This is a genomic window from Pseudomonas sp. DWP3-1-3b3 (assembly GCF_049896305.1).
Taxonomy (GTDB): Bacteria; Pseudomonadota; Gammaproteobacteria; order Pseudomonadales; family Pseudomonadaceae; genus Aquipseudomonas; species Aquipseudomonas azotoformans_A.
Window position 1 is genome coordinate 150,956 of record NZ_JAFCUA010000010.1, and the last position, 23,619, is coordinate 174,574.

Here is a 23,619-nt window from a genome sequence, read left to right on the forward strand (position 1 = left end):
GAGATTCCCATGCAATACACTCGATTGGGCAACTCCGGCCTGCAAGTCTCGCGCCTGTGCCTGGGCACCATGAACATGGGCACCCCGGACTGGAAACCGTGGATCTTCGACGAAAAGCAAAGCGAGCCCATCGTCGCCCACGCCCTGGCTAACGGCGTCAACTTCATCGACCTGGCCGACTTCTATTCCGCCGGCGTCGGCGAAGAAGTGGTGGGGCGCATCCTCAAGCGCGTGGCACGGCGTGACGAGATCGTGGTCACCACCAAGGTCGGCTACGGCACCCGCAGCGGCATCAACGCCAGCGGTCATTCGCGCAAGCACATCATGGACAGCATCGACGCCTCCCTCAGCCGCCTCGGCATGGATTATGTGGACGTGTTCATGCTGCATTACTTCGACGTGAACACTCCGGTCGAAGAAACCATGAACGCATTGAACGACATCGTGCGCTCCGGCAAGGCCCGCTACATCGGCGTGTCGACCATGCTCACAGGACAGCTCGCAAAAATTCTCATGGCCTGCGAGCGCAACGGCTGGGTCAAGCCGATCAACATGCAACTGCAACTGAACTGCGCCTACCGCGAGGAAGAACGCGAGATGATCCCGTTCTGCCGCGATCAGGGCCTGGGCGTCTCGGTGTTCAGCCCGCTGGCCCGTGGCTTGCTCACCGGCGAAGTGCAGTCGACCCGCAACCAGACCGACTTCTTCACCCAGCAGATGTACAGCGACCAGGCGTCGTTTGACATCGCCCACTCGGTGCAACGCGTGGCCCGCGCCCGTGGCGTGTCCAACGCGCAGATCGCCCAGGCCTGGGTCGCCAACCACCCCGGCGTCGACGTGATGCTGGTGGGCGCCGACACCACCGAACAATTCGATAGCGCACTGGCCGCCTTGGACACCCCATTGGATGCCGAGGAACTCCACGAACTGGAGCGCAACTACACCCCGTGCGATGTGATCAACGACTACACCGCCGGCAAGCGCATCCTGCGTGCGGCCCGTCCGGGCCTGGACCGTTTCAACCTGATCGAGGCCGTGGCATGAACCCGCTGATCCGCAAGGGCAACTACATCGATGGTCAATGGTCCAGCGGTGGGCCGACCTACCCGGTGCTCAACCCGGCCAATGGCGCGCTGATCGCTGATGTACAGCGCGCCGCCGGCGAAGAAACCAACCTGGCCATCGACGCCGCCCACCGCGCCTTGCCGGCCTGGCGCAAGCTCACCGCCAAGGAGCGCAGCCAACGCCTCAAGCGCTGGAGTGAGCTGATGCTCAGCAACCAGAAAGACCTGGCGCAACTGCTCAGCCTGGAGCAAGGCAAACCCCTGGCCGAAGCCATGGGCGAAGTGGTCTACGCCGCGAGCTTCCTGGAATGGTTTGGTGAAGAAGCCAAGCGCGCCTACGGTGATGTAATCCCAAGCCACAAGGCAGATGCACGGATCATCGTGGTCAAGGAAGCCATCGGTGTGGTCGCGGCGATCACACCGTGGAACTTCCCCCTGGCCATGGTCACCCGCAAGGTCGGCCCGGCGCTGGCGGCGGGGTGCACGATGATCCTCAAGCCTTCGGAAGAAACCCCGCTGTCGGCGTTTGCCCTGGCGGTGCTGGCCGAGCAGGCGGGGATTCCGGCGGGGGTGTTCAACATTGTCTCCGGCGATGCCGTGGCGATTGGCGGTGCACTGCAAGCCTCCAGTGTGGTGCGCAAGCTGTCGTTTACCGGCTCGACCCGCACCGGCAAGCTGCTGATGCGCCAGGCGGCGGACACCCTGAAAAAGGTCTCTCTGGAACTGGGCGGCAACGCGCCGTTCATTGTGTTCGACGATGCCGACCTGGATGCCGCCGTCAAAGGCGCCATGGCCTCCAAGTTCCGCAACACCGGGCAGACCTGTGTGTGCGTCAACCGTTTCTTTATCCAGGACGGCGTGTACGACGCCTTCACCCGCAAACTGGCCGAAGCCGTCAGCGCCATGCGCGTTGGCAGTGCCTTGGACGGCGAAACCGAACAGGGCCCGCTGATCAACGTCGCTGCGTTGGCCAAGGTCGAAGCCCACGTCGGTGATGCCCTGGAGAAGGGCGCCACGCTGTTGTGCGGCGGCCGTCGCCATGCACTGGGCGGCACCTTCTTTGAACCGACCATCCTCACCGAAGCCCACGGCGACATGCTGATCGCCCAGGAAGAAACCTTCGGACCGGTGGCCGCGTGTTTCCGCTTCAAGGACGAGGCTGAAGTGCTGCAACGCGCCAATGACACGCCGTTCGGCTTGTCCGCCTACTTCTACAGCCGCGACATCGGCCGCGTGTGGCGCATGGCCGAAGGCCTGGAAGCCGGCATGGTGGGGATCAACGAAGGGATCATCTCCACCGAAGTCGCGCCATTCGGAGGCATCAAGGAATCGGGCCTGGGCCGTGAAGGTTCCAAGTACGGGCTGGAGGATTACCTGGAGATCAAATACCTGTTGATGGGGGGGCTCTAACCCCAGCTGCAAACCGGTGCCTGCGAGGGCACCGGCTGTTACTCCGTCAAGAACAACAATATGGAGAACACCCATGACCGCTCAATCCGTAAAAATCGACGACCTGCCGATCGGCCGCTTTCATCTGAAAATCGCCGGCCTGACGTTCGGCGCGCATTTCACCGACGGCTACATCCTCGGCCTGATCGGTATCGCCTTCACCCTGCTCAGTCCACAGATGCAACTCGATGCGTTCTGGCAAGGCTTGATCGGCGCTTCCGCCCTGATCGGCCTGTTCCTGGGCAGCCTGTTCTTCGGCTGGATCTCCGACACCCTCGGTCGGCAGAAAATCTTCCTGGTCAGCTTTGTGCTGATCACCGTGGCCTCGGTGATGCAGTTCTATGCCGAGACAGCCATGGGCTTGTTGCTGTGCCGCATCCTGATCGGCATTGGCCTGGGCGGTGATTTCAGTGTGGGCCACGCCATGCTCGCGGAGTTTTCGCCGAAGAAACATCGCGGCGTGTTGCTCGGCTCTTTCAGCGTGATCTGGACCTTCGGTTACGTGGCGGCGACCTTTGTCGGCACTGCGATGCTCAGCCTGGGCGACGATGCCTGGCGCTGGATGCTGGCGTCGTCGGCTATCCCGGCCGGCTTGATCCTGATTGCGCGTATCGGCACGCCGGAGTCGCCGCGCTGGCTGGTCAACCGTGGACGCATTGCCGAAGCCCGCGCCATCGTCAAGAAACACCTGGGCGAGCATGTGGTGCTGGACGAAGAACCGTCCGCGCAAACCCGCTCCGGCTACGGCGTGCTGTTCAGCCGTGAGTATCGCAAGCGCACCGCGTTCAACTGCCTGTTCTTTGTGTGCATCGTGATGCCGTACTTTGCGATCTACACCTTTTTGCCGTCGATCCTGCAAAAGATGGGCTTGTCCCAGGGCTTTGGCACCGAGCTGCTGCTTAATCTGCTGCTGATTATCGGTGCGTTGATCGGCATCTGGTGCACGGTGAAGTTTTCGCGCCGGGGCTTCTTGATCAACTCGTTCATCATCCTGGCCGCCGCGTTGTTCTTGCTCGCGGTGTTGCCGGGCAGCCTGGCGTGGTTGATGGTGCTGACCTTCGGCGTGTTCACCCTGGTGCTGTCGGCGGTGAGCAATCTGGTCGGCGTGTTCCCGGCGGAAAGCTTCCCCACCGAAGTGCGCGCCAGCGGTATTGGCCTGGCTACGGCTGTGAGTCGCTTGGGCTCGGCCATCAGCACCTTCCTGTTGCCGGTCAGCGTGGCTGGGATCGGCTTGAGCCCGACCATGGGCATTCTTGCTGCGATCCTGGTGTTTGGCGCGATCATCTCCTGGGCCTGGGCCCCGGAAACCAAGGCATTGACCTTGAGCCAGGCGTGCAAGGCCGAGGCGCCGCCGGTGTCAGGGGTTGCTGACCTGGCCCAGCCACTGCGTAAACAACCGCACCTTGGATAAACCCTGTTTGTCCGTCGCCACATCCAGCCAATAGCCATAAGGGCCGATCACTTCCACGGGGGTGATCGGCAACAGGCTGCCGTTGGCCAACTCTCGTTCGATCATTTGCCGGTCGATCACCGCCAAGCCACCGCCTGCCAGGGTGGTGTGGATCACCTGGTCCAGGGTGCTGAATTCCAGGCCCTGGTCGGCATCGATGTCCTCACGGCCCATGGCCGCCAGCCAGTTTTCCCAGACCTTCAAGCGTTTGCCGTCGTGCAGGATATGCAGCAGCGGAAATCGCCGCAGGTCCGGCGGTTGGCCGTCGCTGAACAACTCCGGACTGGCGACCGCGATGTGCCGCTCCATCACCAGCAGCTCACTGCTGCAATGCGCCGCCGGTTCCAGGCCGAAACGGATCTGGCAGTCGATTTCCGCGAGGTTGTCGTGGGTCGCCTGGTGGGTGACGCTGAGATTGATGTCTGGGTAACGCTCGCAGAAGCGCCGCAAATGCGCGGACAGCCAACGCGTGGCCCAGGTCGGCGGCGCGACGATGCGCAGGCGCTGGCGCAGGTTGGGCACGCGCACGGCGTGCAGGGCGCGTTCGATATGGTCGAAGGCGTCGCTCAAGTGTGGCGAGAGGGCAAAACCGGCTTCGGTCAGGGACAGGCCTTGGGGCGTGCGGATAAAGAGGGCAACGCCAAGGTAGTCCTCCAGTTGCTTGATCTGACGGCTGACTGCGCCCTGGGTGACGTTGAGGCCTACGGCGGCCTGGCTGAAGCTGCGGTGGCGGGCGACTTCCTCGAAGACGCGGAGCATGTTGAGGGCGGGGAGGTGGCGCATGGTTCGGGTTCCACACATTGTTTTTATGGTGTTTGTGCTGGCTTCTTCGCGGGCAAGCCCGCTCCCACAGGGGAATGCATTCAAACTGTGGGAGCGGGCTTGCCCGCGAAAGCGTCAGAACTGACGACGCCTATTAGAAGTAATACCCAATGTTCATGTACAGCTGATTCACCCACTGGTTGCTGCCCCCAGCCCCCAGGCTCTGGGTGTAGCTGCTGCCACCGATGTACGGGTCATTCTTGCCAATCAACCACTCCGTCGCAATCCACAACTTACTGAACGAAAACGACGTACCGAGGATCACCCGCTGCGAGGTCTTGAACTCGTCGGCGGACTTGTCGAAGGCGCTGTAGTTGGCATACAGCTTCACCCCACTGACCTGATCCCACAGGTACTTGCCGCCCACGTCATAACTCAGGTCTGCCACATACAGGTTGCCGCGGCTGGCGACGTTGAAGGTGCCGTCATAACCGCCCAGGGTCACCACTTCGTCGGTGCCGGCGTTGCGCGGCGACATCTGTTGGCGCGCCGCCTGCAATTGCAGGCCCCACGGGCCGTTTTTGCCCAGGTAGTGGAGGGCCACGGCGTTGCGTCGGCCATCGTTGCCGGTGTCTTTGTTTTCCAGGGTGGAGGTGAGGCCGGACAGGCCGACTTCGGATTTCCAGTCGCCCAGGTCCAGGGCCTTGGCCACGCGCAGCACCACGGTGTTGCGTTCCTGGTTGTCGCTGCCGTCGGCGACGTAACTGTCGGCGCCGGAGACCACGCTGGAATAGGTCACGCCCTTGCTGGTGCCCTTGCCTTGCCACGCCGGGCGCAGGTAGTAGCCGGCCTGGATATTCCAGTCGCCGGTCTGCTGCACGTATTTGGCGCCGACCTGCTGCACGTCTTCCAGGCCGATCACGTTGCCCAGGGTTTCGTAGAAGGTGCTGCCGAAGTAGGGCTGCAAGCCGAATGGCACGGTGTTCAGGCCCACTTGCACTTGTTGCTCGGGGTTGAACTTGTAGCCGACCCAGGCGAACTTGGCGAACTGGATGTCGCCGTAGTTCTTGGTGTACTGGTAGGGGTACGAACGCCCGTAGAAACGGTACTGCGCCTCGCCGATCCAGCTGTCGGAGTTGTACTTGGCGCTGAGGAACACGGTGTCCAGGCCGAACTTCTGGATGTCGCGGTCCGGGTCGTAGTCCCAGCGCGCGCGGATGGCGCCGCCGAGGTCGAGGTTGTCGGTGACCTGCACGGCCATGGCCGGCGCTGCGAGGGCGCCGAGCACAGGGATGAGGGTGAAGTAGCGCATCGTTGGTCGCATGGTTTTACTCTCGTTTTTAGTTTTTTTGGGCAACAGCAGCCCGTTGCCGCAGCGAACGCTGCGACGCAGGGAAAAGGGTTGAACTCAGTGAGCCGTGGGGCGGATCAGCCGCAAGGGCGGCCCGGCGGCGGGCAGTTCGGACGCGCCCGGTGCGGCCGCCAACAGTGCCTGGGTGTAGGCGTTTTGTGGGCGCAACAGCACCTGTTCGGCGGTGCCGTACTCCACCACTTCACCCTGGCGCATCACGGCGATGTGGTCGCTGATCTGCGCGGCCACCCGCAGGTCATGGGTGATGAACAGGATGCTCAGGTTCAGCTGCTTCTGCAGGTCGGCCAGCAATTCCAGCACCTGTTTCTGCACCGACACGTCCAGCGCCGACACGCTTTCATCGGCGATCAGCACTTCCGGTCGCATCGCCAGGGCACGGGCGATGCCGATGCGTTGGCGCTGGCCGCCGGAGAACTGCCGGGGTTTGCGCTGCAATGCATCACGCTTGAGGCCGACCTGCTCCAGTAAATCACCGGCCTCGGCCCAGGCATCCTTGGCCGACAACCCACGCAATTGCGCGGCGCGAGCGATGATGTCGCCGACACGGTGGCGCGGGTTCAACGAACCGTAGGGGTCCTGGAAAATCATCTGGATACGCCGCCGATTGGCCGCCAACGCCGAGCCATTCAAGGTCAGGAAGTCGGTATCGCCCACCCACACATGCCCACTGTCACTGTCCACCAAGCGTATCGCCGCCTTGACCAGGGTGCTTTTGCCCGAGCCGGACTCGCCGACAATCGCCAGGGTTTTGCCCCGTGGCAGGTTCAGCGACACATTGCGCAGCGCCGCCACCGAGCTGCCGCCGACGGTGTAGGTCTTGGTCAGGTGCTCGATACGCAGCGCCATTTCGCCGTCGGCACTCGGCGCATGCAGCTCCGGGTGCAGCGCCGGTACGGCGGCGATCAGCTTGCGCGTGTAGGCGTGGGCCGGTGCGCTCAGCACTTGGTCACGCTCGCCGATCTCTACCAGGCGGCCGCCTTCCATGACCGCAATGCGGTCGGCGATCTGCGCCACCACGCCAAAGTCGTGGGTGATAAACAGGATGCCGTGTTGCCCTCGGCCGCGCAGGTCGCGCACCAGCTTCAGCACCTGGGCCTGGGTGGTCACGTCAAGGGCGGTGGTGGGCTCGTCGGCGATCAGCAAGTCCGGGTTCATCGCCAAGGCCATGGCGATCACTACGCGCTGGCATTGGCCGCCGGAAAGCTGATGGGGAAAGCTGTTGGCGATGCGCGGCGGGTCCGGCAGTTGGGTGGACTCCAGCAGCGCAAGCATGCGTTCACGGCGCTCGGCGGCGGGCATCTGCGGGGCGTGGATATCGAAGATTTCCTCGACCTGCTTGCCGATGCGAATCGCCGGGTTCAGCGCCGCCATGGGCTCCTGGAAGATCATCGCGATGCGGTTGCCACGCAGGGCGCGCAAGCGGGCTTCGTCGAGGGTACAGATGTCGTCGCCGAGAAAGTCGATCACGCCGCCGGCATGTCGCAGGCCTTTGGCGTAGTCGCCCATGATCGCCGCCGACAGCACGGATTTGCCAGAGCCCGACTCACCGATCACGCAGAGGATTTCGCCCTTGCGCACTTCCAGGCTGATGCCCTGCACGGCGTGGCTACGGTCGGCGCCCTTGGGCAGTTCGACGCTGAGGTTGTCGACCCGCAATACGGTTTGCTGGCTGTTCATGCTCAACTCCTTGCGCCTTGCTGCGCGTGTTCATCCAGCCCGTCGGCGAGCAGGCTCAGGCCCAGCATCAGGGTGGAGATGGCGATGCAGGGGAAGATCACCAGGTGCGGGAAGGAAATGGCCATGGCGCGGCCGTCGTTGATCATGCCGCCCCAGTCCGGCGTAGGCGGCGGCAGGCCGAGGCCGAGGAAGCCCAAGGCGCCGATCATGATCGCGGTGTAGCCGATGCGCAGGCAGAAATCGACGATCAGCGGCCCGCCGCAGTTGGGCAATATTTCCACCAGCATGATGCGCAGCGAGCCTTCGCCCTGGGTGATGGCGCTGAGCACGTAGTCGCGCGAGCGGATGTCGATGGTCAGCGCGCGCATGATGCGAAAGATCGCCGGGGCGCTGGTGAAGGTCACCGCAATCAGGATATTCAGCGCCGAGGCGCCGAGGGCGATGATGATCACGATGTACAGCACCAGCACCGGGAACGACAGCACGGTATCGGCCACGTAGGACAGCGCCGCGTCCACCCAACCGTTGAAGTAACCGGCGCACAGCCCCATGGCAATGCCCACGGCAAACGCGGTGAGGGTGGCGAGGATCGACCAGAACAGCACGGTGCGCGTGCCCCAGATCAGGCGCGAAAGGATGTCGCGGCCGATCATGTCGGTGCCGAGCAAGAAGCGTGCGCCGTCATCGCCGGCGGTCATCGGCGTGAGCAACGGCGTGAAGCTTTCCAGCGGATCATGGGGCGCCAGCCACGGCGCGCACAGGGCGATCAGCACCCAGCCGCCGACCAGCAGCAGGCCGAGCAGGGCCAGGGGATGTTTGAAGGCGTTGAGCAGGTTCATTGGCGGCCTCCGCCGAGACTGTGCAGGGTGATGCGCGGGTTGAGCCAGGTGTAGGCCAGGTCCGAGAAGATCTTGCTGATGCCCACCACCACGCCGCTGATCATTGCGCAAGCTTCGATCAGGTAGACGTCATGGTTGAGCGACGCGGTGTACAGCAGCGAGCCGAAGCCCTTGTAGGCGAAAAACACCTCCACCACGATGACGTTCGACAGCAGCCACGGGATGTACAGCATGATCACCGTGACCGGCGCGATCAGCACGTTGCGCAGCGCATGGCGCAGCACAATGCGCGCAGTGGACGCGCCTTTGAGCCGTGCGGTGCGGATATACGGCGCTTGCATCACTTCCACCATCGATGCGCGGGTAATGCGCGCCAGGTAGCCAATGCCGAACAGGCACAGCACCATCAGCGGCAGCACCAGTTCCACGGCACTGAAGCCATCGCTCATGCTGCTTACGCCGGGCAGCCAGTTGAGCCAGAACACGAAGATTGCCGAGACGAACACCGCACTGGCGAAGTCCGGGATCGAGGTGGTGACGATCGACAGGAACGACACCAGCCGGTCGATCAAAGAGCCCTGGCGAATCCCGGCGAGGATGCCCAGGGTCAACGCCACCGGCACCATGACCAGCAAGGCCAGCCCAGCCAGAGTCAGGGTTTGCCACAGGTTGGGCAGCAGCAGTTTCAACACCGGCTCGCGAAAGTACACCGAGGTGCCCCAGTCGCCGGTCACGAAGTCCTTGAGCCACACCAGGTAGCGCCACACGAAGGGTTGGTTGTAGCCGTGTTCCAGCAGCCACGCCGCGCGCTGGTCGGCGGCGGAGTAGGGGCCGAGGACGTTGATCGCCACGTCCTCGATGTTCAGCTCCAGGGCCAGGAACACGATCAGCGACACCGACAGCAGTGTCGCCAACAGCATCAGCAGTTTGCGCAATAGAAAATGAGCCATCCGGTGCATGCTCCGACGGGTAATGGGAAGGGTGTCGCGCCTCAGCTCTGTCACTCAGAAGCTCAAGCGCTCAGCCAGACATTGCCCATGGGGTAGAAGTCGGAAGGGTGCACCTGGAAGCCCTGCACCTTTTTGCTCACGGCGGTGAACTTGTCGCCCCAAAACGGCTGCACGATCACGCAGGCGTCCTGCAGGATCTGCTCGACGCTCTGCATTGCCACCGCGCGTTGTTTCGGGTCAATGATGCCCATGGCCTTGTCCAGCGCCGCGTCGAAGGCCGGGTCGCTGTAGTGGCTTTCGTTCCAGGCGCCACCGCCACGGTAGGCCAATTCCAGGGACATCACGCCGAGCGGGCGATGGGCCCAGTAGGTCAGGCTGAACGCGGCCTTGTCCCAGATCGGCCAGTACTGGGCGGCCGGGACCACTTTGAGATTGATGCGGATGCCGGCTTCCAGGCAGTTCTGTTGCAGGATCTGCGCGCAGTCCTGTTCATAGCGGCCTTGGGTGTTGCCGACGATCAGGTCGATGTCCAAGCCATTGGCGAAACCGGCCTCGGCCAGCAGTTTTTTCGCCGCCGCCACATCGCGTGCGCGCTTGGGCAGTGGGAAATATTCGGGGTGGGAAGGGGCCACATGATGGTCCTCGCCCAGGGTGCCCATGCCGCGATAGGCGACCTTGAGCATCTGCGCGTTGTCGGCGCAGAGCACCACCGCTTTACGCACGCGCACATCGGTGAAGGGCTTCTGGTCGCAGGCCATGCGCATCACCACGGTCTGCGCCGATTTGCAACTGAGCAGTTGCGCGCCGGGCAGGCGCTTGGCCAGGTCCAGTTCGGCCACGGTGACGCGGTACAGCACGTCGACCTGGCCGGCTTGCAGGGCGGCGAGGTGGGTGGACACGTCGGTGCCCATGTCGATGTAGCGCAGTTCGTCGAGGTTGGCCGGCTTGCCCCAATAGTCGGTGCGCTTGGCGAAGGTCGCTTGCTTGTTCACGGCAAACGACACCAGCTTGAACGGCCCGGTGGCCAACGGGTTTTTCGCCCAGTCATCGCCGGCCTTGAAGCTGCGGTGCACCAGGGCGCAGGTGAAGGCGTTGAGCATTTCCGGGATCGCCAGGATCGGCCGCTTGAGTTGCAGGCGGAACTGGTAGTCGCTGACTTTTTCGAAGGCCTTGATGTCCTGGAACGCGGTGCGGTTGACCGACTTGGAGTCGGCGGCAATCCAGCGCTGGATATTGTGCTGCACGTCATCGGCGTTGAAGCTGTCGCCGTTGCTCCACTTCACGTCCTGGCGCAGGTTGAAGGTCCAGGTGGTGAGATCCTCCGATGGGCTCCAGCTTTCGGCGAGGTACGGGTGGGTGATGTTATCGGCGTCGACCCAGGTCAGGTATTCCAGGGAGTTGCGCAACAGGTTCGAGGCTTCGATCCAGGTGATCAGCATCGGGTCCTGGATTTCCTGGATGGCGCAGGCAAACCGCAGGCTGCCGCCTTGGCGGGCGGGCGTGCCGTCGGCGGCCTGGGCGTCGCTGCCGAGCAAGGCTGAACCGATGAAGGTGGAGGCACTGGCTGCGGTGATGCCGAGCAGCGCGGCGGTGCGCAGGAATTGGCGGCGGTTGATCTCGCCGCGCTGCACTTGGTTGCACAGTGCGTCGACAGCGGGGTGCGGCGCGTTACCGTCCAGGGTCGCTAGAACGTTGGAGTCGGACATGGGGCTGCTCTCATGTTGTTTTTATTAGAGATGCCCGCAGTTTTGTGATTTGCGCAAAGATCGACAAACGATAAATTCAGCCGTTAAACGTTCATTAAACGCATGTTAGTCCGCGTCAGGGCGCCAAGGTGTGGAGATAGACGGGCTGGCAGATACAAAAAATCATGTTGGCTAGGAAACCTCCTACGGATCGTGGGATGCTTGGGGCCTCGTCAGTCGTCTTCGAGTGCCCTTCATGAAACGCAAAATGCCCGGTCTCAATGCCCTCAAGGCTTTCGAGGTGGCCGGCAGCACCGGCAGTTTTACCCGGGCTGCGGAGCTGTTGAACGTGACCCAGAGCGCGGTCAGCCGCCAGGTCCGGCAGTTGGAAGAACAGTTGGGCGAGAACCTGCTGGAGCGGCGTCATCACCACTTGGAGCTGACCAGCGCCGGGCGCGTATTGCTGCGTGCGCTGCATCAATCCTTCGACAAGATCGAGTTGACGGTGCGCAGTATCCAGCAGAAAACCCACTCCAATCGCCTGCACGTCAATGCGCCGCCGACCTTTACCAGTCGCTGGTTGATGCCGCGCCTGGGGCGCCTGCGTGAGGCCCACCCGGAGCTGGAGTTGAGCATCACGACGTGCTTGCAGGACAGCCTGGCGCAGACCAGTACGCTCGATTGTGCGATTCGTTTTGGCAATGGTGAATGGGATGGCTTGGACAGCTCGTTGTTGATTCAGGAGCGGCATATTGCGGTGTGTGCGCCGTCGCTGTATGCCCGTGAGTGCAGCGATGGGGTGGACTTGAATCGCATGACCTTGCTGCATGTGTTGGCCAGTGAGGATCAGCGGTATCTCACGTGGAAACATTGGTTGGATGCGGCGCGGATCCAGGGGGTGGATACCCAGGGTGGGTATGAGTTCGATCTGTTGGATCTGGCTATTCGGGCGGCTACGGATGGGCTGGGGATTACCATTGCTGACTGGCATATGGTGGCGGCGGAATTGGCGTCTGGGCAGTTGACTCAGGTGCTGAATGTGCATGTGGAGGGGCATCAGTCGTATTGGCTGGTGACTCGGCCGGAGCAGACGGATATGCCGCAGTTGCAGGTGTTTGGGCAGTGGTTGCAGGAGGAGATCTGGTTGGCGCAGCGGCAGTTGGAGCCTTCTACGGCGGCTAGTTGATTGGGTAGGGGGACATATCCGTTATTTGGGTAACGGCGGGTATTGGTTCCGCCCTTACGGCGGGTCACTTTTGGAAAAGAGCCCCAAGAGTAACCAAAAGGGCTCTTGCCCCAACACTCGGCACCTCGCCTAGGCTCGGTGTGACCTCACTCCGGCTTGAATCCGTGGGCCGCCGCCACGCGCCATCCATGGCGCGGGGCGGCTAACCCGGCGTCCTGCCGGGTTACCCACGGATTCAAGCCTGCGTTCGGCCAGCGTGTTTGACGGGGCGCCTAGGATCAAGATCAAAAGCAAAAGCACAGCGGCCTGACAGCCGGCTTGAGTGGTGTGGAGCGAAAGCAAGGGCGAACCAGCGGTTCGGTTCTGGTGAGGCTACAGGCTGATCTTGATCTGCGCACACAACCCACCTTCCGGCCGGTTGCTCAAGGTCAGCGTGCCGCCAATCGCTACCACCAATTGCTGGGCGATCGCCAAACCCAGGCCGGTGCCGCCGGTGCCGCGGTTGCGGGAGCTTTCCACGCGGTAGAACGGTTGCATCACCTGGATCAGTTCGTCTTCGGCGATGCCGGGGCCGTTGTCCAGGACCTTGATCGACAGTTCGCCATTGGCCGTGGAGCCAACTTCCAGTTGCGCAGCGCCGGCAAATTTGAGGGCGTTGTCCACCAGGTTCACCAGTACCCGGCGCAGGGCGTGGGGGCGGGTGTCGAGGACCACGGCGCTTTTGCCGCTGAGGCTGACCTGTTTGTGCATGTCCTGGTAATCAAATACCAGGCTGTCGAGGAAGGCGTCGAGGTTGATGCGATGGCTGGCTTCGGTGGCGCCGTGGACGCTGCGCGCGTAGGCCACGCCTTCGCGCACCAGGTGTTCCATCTCGCCCAGGTCGCTCCAGAGTTTGTCGCGTTCGGCGCAGTCCTCCATGAATTCGGCGCGAAGTTTCATGCGGGTGATCGGGGTTTGCAGGTCGTGAGAAATCGCCGCGAGGATCTGCATGCGTTCCTTGAGGTATTCGGCGATGCGTTTTTGCATTTCGTTGAACGCGGCGGCGGCGTGGGCGACTTCGGTGGGGCCGTTTTCGTCCAGCGGCGTGGGGTGGGCGTTGGGGTCGAGGGTTTCCACGGCGCGGGCCAGGCGGGTCAATGGGCGGATGGCCAAGCGCACGGCGAACCAGGTGCAACCCAGCAACAACGCGAGTTGCAGCACCAGCACCACCGGCAGCCAATAGGCGACAGGCAGCATGGTGGGGCGCACGTCGATAGTGATCGGGCTGCCGTCGGCGAGGGTCAGGTGCGCCTGGAAGTGTTTCTGCATGCCGGGGATGTCGCGGAAGGTCAGCGCGTAGTGTTCGCCCAGGGCATCCGCGATGGAGGTGGCGGCCATGGGCACATCATCGCTGCTCATCGGTTCGCCGGTTTCGCCGGCATTAAGCAGGTAGCGGTAGTTCTGACGGTCGAGACGCGGCAACCAGCTGGTGCGTTCGTTGGCCGGCAGGCGGTCGAGAATGGCCACCGAGGTGGACACATCGTTTTCCAGGTTGCCCAGCATGGCCGTGCGCGCACTGATGTAGCGCTCGTAGAACTGCGCGCTGAAGGACAAGCCATGGGCGCACACCAGGCTGATCAGGAAGATCAGCGACAACTGTGACGCCAGGGTACGCGGCCAGCCAAACCTTAAGCTCATTGTTCGGCCCCGAGGATTTCCACCGGCAGCGAGAACACGTAGCCCTCGCTGCGCACGGTCTTGATGTAGGCCGGTTCGCGGGCATCATCCAGCAGGCGTTGGCGCAGGCGGCTCACCAGCAGGTCGATGGAACGGTCGAACAGGTCGGCATCGCGCCCTTGGGTCAGGTTGAGCAACTGGTCGCGGTTGAGCACGCGTTGCGGGTGGTCGAGGAATACCCGCAGCAGCCGGTATTCGGCACCGCTCAGGGCCACCAGGGTGTCGTCTTCGTCGAGCAGGTGGCGGGCGGTGGTGTCCAGGCGCCAGCGGCCGAAGCGGATCAGCCGGCCGGTTTCGCTGACCACCAGGTTCGGTGGAAGCATCCGTGTGCGGCGCAATACGGCGTTGATACGCGCCAGCAATTCACGGGCGGCGAAGGGTTTGACCAGGTAGTCGTCGGCGCCCATTTCCAGGCCGATGATGCGGTCGGTTTCATCGTTGCGCGCGGTGAGCATCAGCACCGGCGTAGCCTTGTGCTTGCCCACCCGCAGTTCGCGGCACAGCTGCAAGCCATCGTCGCCGGGCATCATGATGTCCAGCACGATCAGGTCCACTAGCGTGGTGTCGAGGAAGCTGCGCATCTGGCGGCCGTCGGCGACCACGGTGGTGCGCATGCCGTTTTTCTTCAGGTAGTTGCCTACCAGCTCGCGGATCTCCCGGTCGTCATCGACGATCAGGATGTGATCGACATGATCCATGCTGCTTTCCTCGTTAATTACTCATTGGGGCGCAGTCTAGCCACTGTCGCTGCCTTTGCCTTGTGCCCTTTGTATTGCAGTGTATCTGGCGTTAGGGAGATACACGATGAAGCAAAATTGCGGGTTTGATGCGCCAAGATCGGGGTGAGGTCCTACGCCAGTCGGGAACAACGCTAGAGGTTCGCATGGCCTGAGTCGCAGGCATTCCCGGCTTAAACGCACATCCGACTGGGTACTCAAGGCCAGAAGATCAGGTTTTATTGCCTGATGAGAGTGCATTCATGACAGCCGTTACTTCGCGAGCCAGCACCACGTTTCAGACGATTGAACAGTTTCAGCACCGAGATGATCGCGGTGCTGGCATCCAGCACAATGGATTACCGTCCAAGACGCCTGAAGAGGCCACACAAATGCTCTGGCGTGGGAGTGCAGGCTGGCCGGACAAGAACGGCGACGGTCATTATGAGGTGACCTATGAGTTTCGAGAGCCTCCCAAAGACAAGGATCAACGACAGCGCAATAAGTCCGGGTTCACCCACATCCTCGAAAACCAGAGGCAGCAGGTGCGACGCAGCCTGCAATCCATTTCGGATGTGGCCAACGTGAGGTTTACCGAGGGGCCGAAAACAGCGACCAGCGAAGGTCACATTACCCTCGGGAACTACGGCCATTTGTTCAACAAGAACGGCCAGTCCGTTACTGCTTATCCTCAGACTTCCTTGCCAAACCCCAAGGACTCATTCAGCGGCGATGTGTGGTTCCTGGATACCAAAGACGATCAGAGTGTTCCCCATGCATCCCAGGGTGATGCAGGTCGCTTTACCCTGGTGCATGAGCTGGGCCATGCCTTGGGGCTGAGTCATCCGAGTCATTACAACGCCAGTACCGGAGCCGCAAAAGCAGGTTATATCGAAGACTCCGAAAGCCATACCCATATGAGTTACCTGGGCGAACGTCACGGCTATATGAATCACGGCGGCACCCGCGCGTCCGCACCGCAACTGGACGATATCAGCGCTTATCAGCAGAAATACGGCGCCAACCACGAAACCCGCAAGGACGACACTACCTACGGCTTCAACTCCAATACCGACCGCGACTTCCTCAGCGTCAAGACCGACAAGGACAAGATGGTCGCTGCCATTTGGGACGGCGGCGGCACCGATACGTTGGACTTTTCCGGTTATAAGCAGGACCAACAGATCAGCCTCAAGGCCGGGACTTTCTCGGATGTCGGCGGCCTCAAGGGCAATGTCTCGATTGCCTATGGCGTGACCATCGAAAACGCTGTCGGCGGCTCCGGCAACGATTTGCTGGTGGGCAATGAAGCTGCCAACACGCTCAAAGGTGGGGAGGGTAACGACCGGTTATATGGTGCAGGCGGGGCGGACCTTCTGTGGGGGGGTAAGGGCAACGATGTCTTTGTCTACGGGAAAACCAGCGAGTCGACCCACGACGCCCCCGATCAGATCATGGACTTCGTCAGCGGCGAGGACCGGGTGGATGTGTCCGGGATCAGCGCGGCATTGGGTAACCAGCCGTTGAAGTTTGTCAGTGCATTTTCTGGCGCCAGTGACGAAGCGATGGTGACCTATGACCCCGCACTTCAGATGAGCACCTTGCAAATCAGCGGCAAGCCTGGCGAGCCGGCCTTCGTCCTGCTGGTCCACGGCAAACTGCAACAGGGCGACATCGTCAGTTGATTCAGCCGGCGTTTCGCAACAGCGTCTCAAACAATCGTTGCACCTGGGGTTCATCAGTGTGGGCCACGTTGAAACGCATCGAGTCACGCTGCGCCAGATCGTAGCCAAACAGCGCGCCGGGCGCCAGCACCATGCCCTGCTTTAACGCTGCCTGGGCCAATAGTTCGCCGTTGACCCCAGGCGGCAGGCGCGCCCAGATAAACATCCCGCCTTCGTAACCCATCGGCAACTCGCAGCCGCAACGCTTGAGCCACTGTTCCACGCGTCCGCCGGCCTCCATCAAGCGCTGCACCATGCGTTTGCGGTGCTTGGCGTAGCTGCCTTCGCCGAGCATGCGGTACACGATCTGTTCGAACAGTTCGGAGGTTACGCCGCCGCTCATCAGCTTCATGTTGGTGAGGTTGGCCGCCAGTTGCGGCGCGGCCACCACGAAGCTGACGCGGGCGTTGGCGCTGAGGATCTTGGAAAAGCCCGACAGGTAGGTGACCTGGTCGAGGCCGGCGAGGGCGGCCAGGCGCGGCGGCGGGTTGGGGTGCAGGTCGCCGTAGAGGTCGTCCTCGACGATATGGCAGTGGTACTGCTGGGTCAGTTGCAGCAGGCGGAACGCCTGGCCGGGGCTGAACGAGTGGCCGGTGGGGTTGTGCAACACGCTGGTGGTCAGGTACAGGCTGGGGCGATGCTCGGCCAGCAGGTGTTCGAGGGCCGTGAAGTCAAAACCGTCGGGACGCCGCGGGATCGTCACCACCTTGACCCCATGCAGCGCCAGGTTGGCGTGGAAGTTGAAATAACACGGTGCATCGAGCAGGACCGTATCGCCGGGACGTGCCAGCAGGCGCATCAGCATGTCCAGGCCTTGCACGGTGTTGGGGGTGGTGATGATCTGTTCCACCGACACCGACAGGCCCTCGCCGTGCAGCTTCTGTTGCAGGGCTTGGCGCAACGGCAGCAACCCGGCCGGTGTGCCCAGGCTGGCGATGCGCAGTGACGGCGCACGCACCACGCTGCGCAGGGTTTGGCGCAGGGCTTCACTGTCCAGCCAGGTTTCCGGCAGGTGGCCGCCGCCAGGGCGCAGGTCGCCGTAGGCGGTGGCGAGAGGGCGGCGCAATACGCTGAGCAGGTCCTGAGGCAGCAGATCAACCCAGTTCGAAGTTGTCGGCCTTGGGTGGTCTATCGCCACAAAATAGCCACGGCCTTGACTGGACGTGAGCAGGTTGCGGCCGCGCAGGCGGTCGAGGGCCTCATTGAGGGTGAACTTGCTCACGCCCAGGGTCTCGGTCAGTGCGCGAACCGAGGGCAATTTGCTGCCTGGCGCCCATTCGCCGTTTTCGATGGCCTGGCTGAACGCCTCGACGATCTGTTGCACCTTGGGGGCACCTTCTACAAAGGCGATGGCCGATACGAACACGCGACTTCCTTATCTTTGCTGGTGATTTTACCGGTAAAGTCTGGGCGAATTAGGCATTACTTTACCTGCCTTGCGCAATGCCAACTGCCTAGACTGCGGGCTCCATTCTCCAGGTCCCCGGCCATGACAAGCGCGTTAACCCTTTCCTCGTTCCTGTATTTCCTGCTGTTTTGCGCCACCATGACCTTCAGCCCCGGCCCCATGACCCTGCTGCTATTAAGCCTGGGCGTGCGCGACGGGCTGCGCCGTTCGATCCCGGCACAGATCGGCGCCAGTGTGGCGTACCTGATCTCGATCCTGATTTTTGCCGTGGGCTTTTCCGAGTTGATCAAGGGCTACCCGGTGATCACCCAAGGCATCCAGGTGGTCGGCGTGGCGTACATCCTGCACCTTGCCTACAAACAGTGGACCAGCAGCGGCGTGGTGATCGAACGGATCGGCCATGTGGAAGCGGCGCGCAACCTGTTCGGCAAGGGTTTGCTGACCGGATTTTCCAACCCCAAGACCCTCATTATGTTCAGCGCGGTGTTCCCCCAGTTCGCCGGGACTGGGGAGAGCCGTTCGACGGTGGACATTGCCCTCCTCGGGCTGACCTTCCTGTTGCTGCAATTCGCCAGCGGCTGCCTGTATTGCTATTTCGGTCAGCGCATCAAGCACGTGCTGGAAAACCCCAAGCGCCGGGTGGTGTTGCAGCGCATCACGGCCCTGTTGCTGGTGGGCGTTGCCTTGATGCTGGGGCGGGGCTTTGCCCACTGAGTGTTGAGCTTATGAGCGGTAGTGGCGATCTGCCGTTGCCCTGATAGACTCCAGGCATTCCTCCAGGATCTCACCCCACCATGTCAGCTGCAGAAGGCACCGGACTTCCGCTCGCTTCACGGCTGTACAAATCCCGTACCCTCGGGCTGACGCTCGGTTTTGTGTGTGTGGTGTTCGGGATGTATCCCTTGGAACCCGCGTGGTGGGTGTGGGCCTGGATGGTGATCAACGCCTTTGCCTGGCCGCATATGGCTTTTCAGTTGACGCTGCGCAGCAACAACGCACTGCGCAGCGAGCGGCGCAACCTGTTGTTCGATTCCTTTTGTGGTGGGTTCTGGGTCGGTGCGATGCACTTCAACCCGCTGCCCAGCGTGACCACCTTGTCGATGATGACCATGAACAACGTGGCCATCGGCGGACCGCGCTTCATGCTGGCGGGCTGGGTGGTGCAGGCGCTGGGTATCGGTACGGCGCTGCTGATTTTTACTCCGGCATTCATCGCCGTCACCTCTCAGGCACAACTCTACGCCTGCCTGCCGATCCTGATGGTTTATCCGCTGGCATTGGGCTGGATCTGCTACCGGCAGGCGGTGACGCTGGCGCGGCACAAACGTGAATTGCTGGCGCTGAGCCGCACCGACAGCTTGTCTGGCCTGCTCAACCACGGCGCCTGGAAGGACCACCTGGAAATCGAATTCCAACGCTGCCGCCGAGGTCCTGCTGGCGCCGCCATCGCGCTGATCGACATCGACCATTTCAAGACCATCAACGACACCTACGGTCATGTCACCGGCGATATCGTCCTGCGCCAGCTCAGCAAAGTGCTGCGCCAGAACTTGCGCGCCACCGACCTGGCCGGGCGTTACGGTGGCGACGAATTCTGCGTGATCCTGCCGGACATGGCGCTCAACCGAGCCACTGAAGTGATGGACGCCCTGCGTGACCGTTTCAACGCCCTGGCCTACGCCCAGGACCCGACCTTGCGCGCCAGCTTGAGCATCGGCCTGGCGCCGTATCAACCGACCCATGCCGACTCCACGCAGTGGCTGAACGACGCGGACCAGGCGCTGTACGAAGCCAAGAGCAGCGGGCGCAACCGCGTCAGTTCAGTACAGGGGAGTTGGTTGCGATCGATCTAGTGGAGTAGGGTGGGGCGGCACCTTTCAACAAAAACAAGGATCGGTTCATGCTCTTCACTTTCTCCCGTACCCTCCTGGCCGCCACCCTGGCCCTGTCCTTCGCCCTGCCGGCCTACAGCGCCGAACCCCATAAACAGATCCAGGCGCAGTCCGAACAGTACAAGGCCGAAGCCCTGAAACTGCTGGAGCGCCTGGTGAATATCGACTCGGGTTCAGGTTATGAACCGGGCCTGACCCAAGTGCGCGACATTGCCGTGGATGAGCTGAAACAGCTGGGTTTCTCCATCGAACTGGTGCCGGACAAAGCGGCCAACAACAGTCACGTGGTCGCCACCCTCAAGGGCACTGGCAAAGCCAAGATCCTGCTGATGGCCCACATGGACACGGTGTTCAAGGAAGGTTCGGCCGCTGAGCGTCCGTTCCATATCAAGGACGGCCGCGCCTACGGTCCCGGCGTGATGGATGACAAGGGCGGCATCGTCGCCGGCATCTACGCGCTCAAAGTCCTCAAGGACCAGGGCGTCAAGGACTACGCGCAGATCACCTTCCTGCTCGACGCCAGCGAGGAAACCGGCTCCGACGCCGCCTCCGACCTTATCCGCAAAACCGCCAAGGGCCACGACGTGACCCTCAACCTCGAACCCGGCCGCCCCGCCGACGGCCTGGTGGTGTGGCGCAAAGGCAGCGCCACCGCCGTGGTCGAAGTCAAAGGCAAAGCCGCCCACGCCGGCGTCGCCCCGGAACTTGGCCGCAACGCCGCCATGGAAGCCGCGCACCAGATCCTGCAACTGGGCAAGCTGGGGGATGAAGAGAAGAAAACCACCATCAACTTTACCGTGATCAAGGCCGGGGATCGTACCAACGTCATTCCCGACCAAGCCACTGCCAAAGCCGATGTGCGTGCGGCATTACCGGAAGAGTTTGATCGCATCGAGAAAGACCTGGCGCGAGTCTCGGCGAACAAGCTCATCCCTGAGACCGAAGTGAAGACCAGTTTGCAGCGTGGCTTGCCACCGATGCCGCAGACGCCGGAGTCAGACAAGTTGGTCGCGATTGCCGAGGGGATTTATGCGGAGCTGGGCAAGACACTGACCATCGAAGGCAGCGGCGGGGCGGCGGATGCGAGTTTGTCGGCTGGGGTTGGGACGCCGACGCTGGATGGGTTTGGGATTGTCGGCGGGAATATTCACACGCCGGAGGAGTATGCGGAGGTGGAGAGTGTGGTGCCGCGGGTTTATTTGCTGAGTCGTATGATTATGGAGTTGTCGAAGCGGTGATTTTCCGCTAATTGATATCCTTTTGTAGTGAGCAGGCTTGCCCTGCGCTGGCTGCGCAGCCGCCCCAAAACAGACAATGTCGATTTGCCTGAAAATCCCCATTGCCTGGAGTGGGGCCGCTGCGCGGCCCAGCGCGAGCAAGCTCGCTCACCACAGGGGAGTATGCCGCGTCCTTGGGCGTCGTTTATAGGTCTTCAATTTTTATTTGAGGGGGCCGTTTTTAGGATTGATACAACATGCCTCAACCACGTTATTCCGTCGGGCCATTCGCTGCGATAATAATAGTAGCAACCGATATCGCTGAATAAGTAATCTTCAAGCTCTTGCTCTGTCTTTCCGCTGCTAATTAGCTTGTCTAGTTCGGCTTGCACTTCCAATAGCGTATCTTCAGATGATTCGGAGATGAAGAACTCAATAACATCATCCGCTTTTTCGTGGTCATCAACCCAGTCTTGATTGAAGTAACCAGCAAAAAACTGCTGTAGTTCGGGGTAGTCTTGATTCATGGGTTTGGAAATCCAGTATGAATTCGGTAGCCTGTATGTATGTTATGGTCTCTGCGGATTATCAGTTGAATTTCCTTTCCCGAAACCGCTGTTGTGCTGTTCCTTTTAAAGCTCGTGCCAACAGGATATTCGGTTTTTTGAGTAATGACGGTTTGATTTTTTGTTCCTTTCAGAAACTTGTCGATTTTTGCTTTGTTTTTATCCAGTACTGTCGATACTTCTTGCTCTGCTGTTGCTCGGTCGTAAAAAGTAGAGGCGGCCGGGATGTGTGGTTCTTGCTTCAAACGGTCCAATAATTGTTTGTCGCTTCTACCGATGTGTTTTTCCATTAGATGCCCACCTGCTTTCTCGTGTGCGGCTAATCCTCCTCCTGGAACTATTACGCTATAGGGGCCTTCAGGGCAGTTGGTTTTTTTACAACTCAAACCCAGCGGATCCACCCAACCTGTTGGATTGGGCACGTATTGGTAAGCATTGATCCCACCCGCCAACTTCACCGGATCCGGCGTCAGGTAGCGACCAATATCCGGATTGTAGTAGCGATGACGGTTGTAGTGCAGCCCGCTTTCTTGATCGAAGTATTGACCCTGGAAGCGCAGCGGGTTGTCGACTTGTCCTATGTCGAGACGGCTGATTTCGCCGTAGGCGCGGTAGTGGGCGGACCAGACGATTTCGCCGTTGGCATCGGTGAGTTCCTGCGGCGTGCCCAAGTGATCGATTTGGTAGTGGTAGGCCTTGGTTTCCTTTGGATCGAATCCTTCCAGCAGGGCCAACGGCCGGAAGCTATCAGGTTCGTAGAGGTAACTGCGATGACGGTCCGCCTGGTGCTCGGCGATCACTTTGTCGCCTTGCCAGAAGAACTCGGTAGTTGTGCTATCAACGGTCTTGCTGATACGCCGCCCAAACGGGTCATAGCGATAGCTGGCAGTCTGGCCGTTGGGTTTTTTAATCCCGATCAGCCGGTGCTGGCAGTCGTAGCGGTATTCGGTGACGAGTTGGTGGCCTTTGCCACGTCGTTCGCGAATGAGGTTGCCGAAGGCGTCGTAGTCGTAGTGGTGGTCGCCTTGGATCATCAGGCGATTGCCCGCCACGATGTCCGGGCCGGGGCGGTTTTGCATGAGCAGGTTGCCGGCCGGGTCGTGGCCGAAGCGTTCTTGCTCGCCTTGCGAGTGGTTGGCCCGGGTGAGGCGGTTTAGCGGGTCGTAGTGGTAGTGGTGGTCGCCTTTGTGGGTGTCGAGCAGGCGGGTGAGGTTGCCGGCTTTGTCGTAGTCGTAGTGGCGCTGGTAAAGGGTGTGTTGCTGTTGGGTGACGGCGTGGGCGTGCAGGCGTTGCTGGTCGTCGTAGTGGTAGTGGCTGAGCAGTTGGCCTTGTTGGCGCTGGTGTTCCTGGCCGGCTTTGAACAGGTGAGAGGTAAGGGTTTCACCGTTCAGTTCGATGGTGGCGAGGTGGCCGCCTTTGTCGTGGTTGTAGGTGAGGCGATTGTTGTCCGGCAGACGTAGATTTTGCAATTGGCCGCAGCTGTCGTAGCCATAGCGCAACGTGCCCCAGCCTTGGTGTTCGGCGGTGAGACGGTTTTGGCTGTCGTACTCGTAGGCCAACGCCCAGTGGCCGTCTTCGACGTTTAAGAGATTGCCCTGGCGGTCGTAGGCGTAATCGACCTTGTTGCCGTCGGGCAGGGTTTTTCTTACGAGTCGACCGGCATAGTCGCGCTCGTAGCGGGTGACTAACTGACTACCGTCATCACCATGCTCGGTCTTTTCCTGCAGGTTGCCGTTGAGGTCGTAGATGTAAGCCGTGCGCTGCCCATCAAACCCGGTTTCCTGTTGGATCAGGCCGTTGGCGTGATACTGGAGCCGGTAGGTTTCTCCGACTTCATTTTCGATCTCGGTCAGCAGCAAACGCACATTGTCGTAACGGTATTTGACCTGAGTGCCATCAGCGTTGATGCGACGGCTGATCAGGTGCAGGCCATCAGCGTATTCGTA

19 protein-coding genes are annotated in these 23,619 nt (G+C 61.4%); 8 read left to right on the plus strand and 11 right to left on the minus strand.

All coding sequences use genetic code 11. The annotated features are described in order from the left end of the window. Positions 1-9 precede the first annotated feature (9 nt). The 3 genes from ACP7BX_RS25875 (at position 10) to ACP7BX_RS25885 (ending at position 3,924) form a co-directional block, all read left to right on the plus strand. Entirely contained in the window at positions 10-1,044 is a 1,035-nt protein-coding gene (locus tag ACP7BX_RS25875) for an aldo/keto reductase (protein ID WP_033899610.1), read from the plus strand. Further along, positions 1,041-2,474, plus strand: a complete 1,434-nt coding sequence (locus ACP7BX_RS25880; protein WP_426132078.1) for an NAD-dependent succinate-semialdehyde dehydrogenase — start codon at positions 1,041-1,043, stop codon at positions 2,472-2,474. The genes ACP7BX_RS25875 and ACP7BX_RS25880 overlap by 4 nt, the downstream gene beginning before the upstream one ends. Positions 2,475-2,547: 73 nt before the next feature. After that, positions 2,548-3,924, plus strand: coding sequence for an MFS transporter (locus ACP7BX_RS25885; RefSeq protein ID WP_426132077.1), 1,377 nt, complete (start codon positions 2,548-2,550; stop codon positions 3,922-3,924). Here ACP7BX_RS25885 and ACP7BX_RS25890 read toward each other — a convergent pair. The 6 genes from ACP7BX_RS25890 to ACP7BX_RS25915 form a co-directional block, all read right to left on the minus strand. Next, positions 3,871-4,746: a LysR substrate-binding domain-containing protein gene (locus ACP7BX_RS25890; protein ID WP_426132076.1), complete on the minus strand. Its 876-nt coding sequence runs from the start codon at positions 4,744-4,746 to the stop codon at positions 3,871-3,873. The two genes, ACP7BX_RS25885 and ACP7BX_RS25890, sit on opposite strands and share 54 nt — an antisense overlap. A 133-nt stretch (positions 4,747-4,879) precedes the next feature. After that, complete coding sequence (locus ACP7BX_RS25895) at positions 4,880-6,049, minus strand: hypothetical protein (protein ID WP_426132075.1); 1,170 nt, start codon at positions 6,047-6,049, stop codon at positions 4,880-4,882. Between the two features lie 84 nt (positions 6,050-6,133). Beyond that, positions 6,134-7,774, minus strand: a complete 1,641-nt coding sequence (locus tag ACP7BX_RS25900; protein ID WP_426132074.1) for a dipeptide ABC transporter ATP-binding protein — start codon at positions 7,772-7,774, stop codon at positions 6,134-6,136. A gap of 2 nt (positions 7,775-7,776) precedes the next feature. Further along, positions 7,777-8,613 carry an ABC transporter permease gene (locus tag ACP7BX_RS25905; protein WP_033899617.1) on the minus strand — a complete coding sequence of 279 codons (837 nt, stop codon included), beginning with the start codon at positions 8,611-8,613 and terminating at the stop codon, positions 7,777-7,779. Next, positions 8,610-9,563 carry an ABC transporter permease gene (locus ACP7BX_RS25910; RefSeq protein WP_426132073.1) on the minus strand — a complete coding sequence of 318 codons (954 nt, stop codon included), beginning with the start codon at positions 9,561-9,563 and terminating at the stop codon, positions 8,610-8,612. Before ACP7BX_RS25910 ends, ACP7BX_RS25905 begins: the two co-directional genes overlap by 4 nt. A gap of 62 nt (positions 9,564-9,625) precedes the next feature. Continuing rightward, a complete protein-coding gene (locus ACP7BX_RS25915; RefSeq protein WP_426132072.1) occupies positions 9,626-11,269 on the minus strand; it encodes an ABC transporter substrate-binding protein in 1,644 nt (547 codons plus the stop codon). Between the two features lie 235 nt (positions 11,270-11,504). On the opposite strand from ACP7BX_RS25915, the gene ACP7BX_RS25920 reads away from it, so the two are divergent. Beyond that, positions 11,505-12,434, plus strand: a complete 930-nt coding sequence (locus ACP7BX_RS25920; protein WP_426132071.1) for a LysR substrate-binding domain-containing protein — start codon at positions 11,505-11,507, stop codon at positions 12,432-12,434. Positions 12,435-12,806: 372 nt separating this feature from the next. Here the strand turns inward: ACP7BX_RS25920 and ACP7BX_RS25925 are convergent, their stop codons facing one another. After that, positions 12,807-14,111 (minus strand): ATP-binding protein, encoded by a 1,305-nt coding sequence (locus ACP7BX_RS25925; RefSeq protein ID WP_426132070.1) that lies wholly within the window; start codon positions 14,109-14,111, stop codon positions 12,807-12,809. Further along, positions 14,108-14,848 carry a response regulator gene (locus tag ACP7BX_RS25930; protein WP_426132069.1) on the minus strand — a complete coding sequence of 247 codons (741 nt, stop codon included), beginning with the start codon at positions 14,846-14,848 and terminating at the stop codon, positions 14,108-14,110. The genes ACP7BX_RS25925 and ACP7BX_RS25930 overlap by 4 nt, the downstream gene beginning before the upstream one ends. A gap of 281 nt (positions 14,849-15,129) precedes the next feature. On the opposite strand from ACP7BX_RS25930, the gene ACP7BX_RS25935 reads away from it, so the two are divergent. Next, positions 15,130-16,551: a serralysin family metalloprotease gene (locus tag ACP7BX_RS25935; RefSeq protein ID WP_426132068.1), complete on the plus strand. Its 1,422-nt coding sequence runs from the start codon at positions 15,130-15,132 to the stop codon at positions 16,549-16,551. A 1-nt stretch (position 16,552) separates the two neighbouring features. Here ACP7BX_RS25935 and ACP7BX_RS25940 read toward each other — a convergent pair whose 3' ends face one another. Then, on the minus strand, positions 16,553-17,956 hold the full coding sequence (locus ACP7BX_RS25940; protein ID WP_426132067.1) for a PLP-dependent aminotransferase family protein: 1,404 nt from the start codon (positions 17,954-17,956) through the stop codon (positions 16,553-16,555). 123 nt (positions 17,957-18,079) lie between these two features. Here ACP7BX_RS25940 and ACP7BX_RS25945 point away from each other — a divergent pair, with 123 nt between their 5' ends. From ACP7BX_RS25945 to ACP7BX_RS25955, 3 genes are all read left to right on the plus strand, one after another. After that, on the plus strand, positions 18,080-18,712 hold the full coding sequence (locus ACP7BX_RS25945) for a LysE family translocator (protein WP_426132066.1): 633 nt from the start codon (positions 18,080-18,082) through the stop codon (positions 18,710-18,712). A gap of 80 nt (positions 18,713-18,792) precedes the next feature. Next, entirely contained in the window at positions 18,793-19,851 is a 1,059-nt protein-coding gene (locus ACP7BX_RS25950) for a diguanylate cyclase (RefSeq protein ID WP_426132065.1), read from the plus strand. 47 nt (positions 19,852-19,898) lie between these two features. Beyond that, positions 19,899-21,128, plus strand: a complete 1,230-nt coding sequence (locus tag ACP7BX_RS25955) for a M20/M25/M40 family metallo-hydrolase (RefSeq protein WP_426132064.1) — start codon at positions 19,899-19,901, stop codon at positions 21,126-21,128. 194 nt (positions 21,129-21,322) lie between these two features. Here the strand turns inward: ACP7BX_RS25955 and ACP7BX_RS25960 are convergent, their stop codons facing one another. Together ACP7BX_RS25960 and ACP7BX_RS25965 are read right to left on the minus strand one after the other, a co-directional pair. Continuing rightward, entirely contained in the window at positions 21,323-21,634 is a 312-nt protein-coding gene (locus ACP7BX_RS25960) for a contact-dependent growth inhibition system immunity protein (RefSeq protein WP_038846209.1), read from the minus strand. Continuing rightward, a partial coding sequence (locus ACP7BX_RS25965; RefSeq protein WP_426197806.1) for an RNase A-like domain-containing protein occupies positions 21,631-23,619 on the minus strand: 1,989 nt, incomplete at its 5' end. The genes ACP7BX_RS25960 and ACP7BX_RS25965, both read right to left, overlap by 4 nt.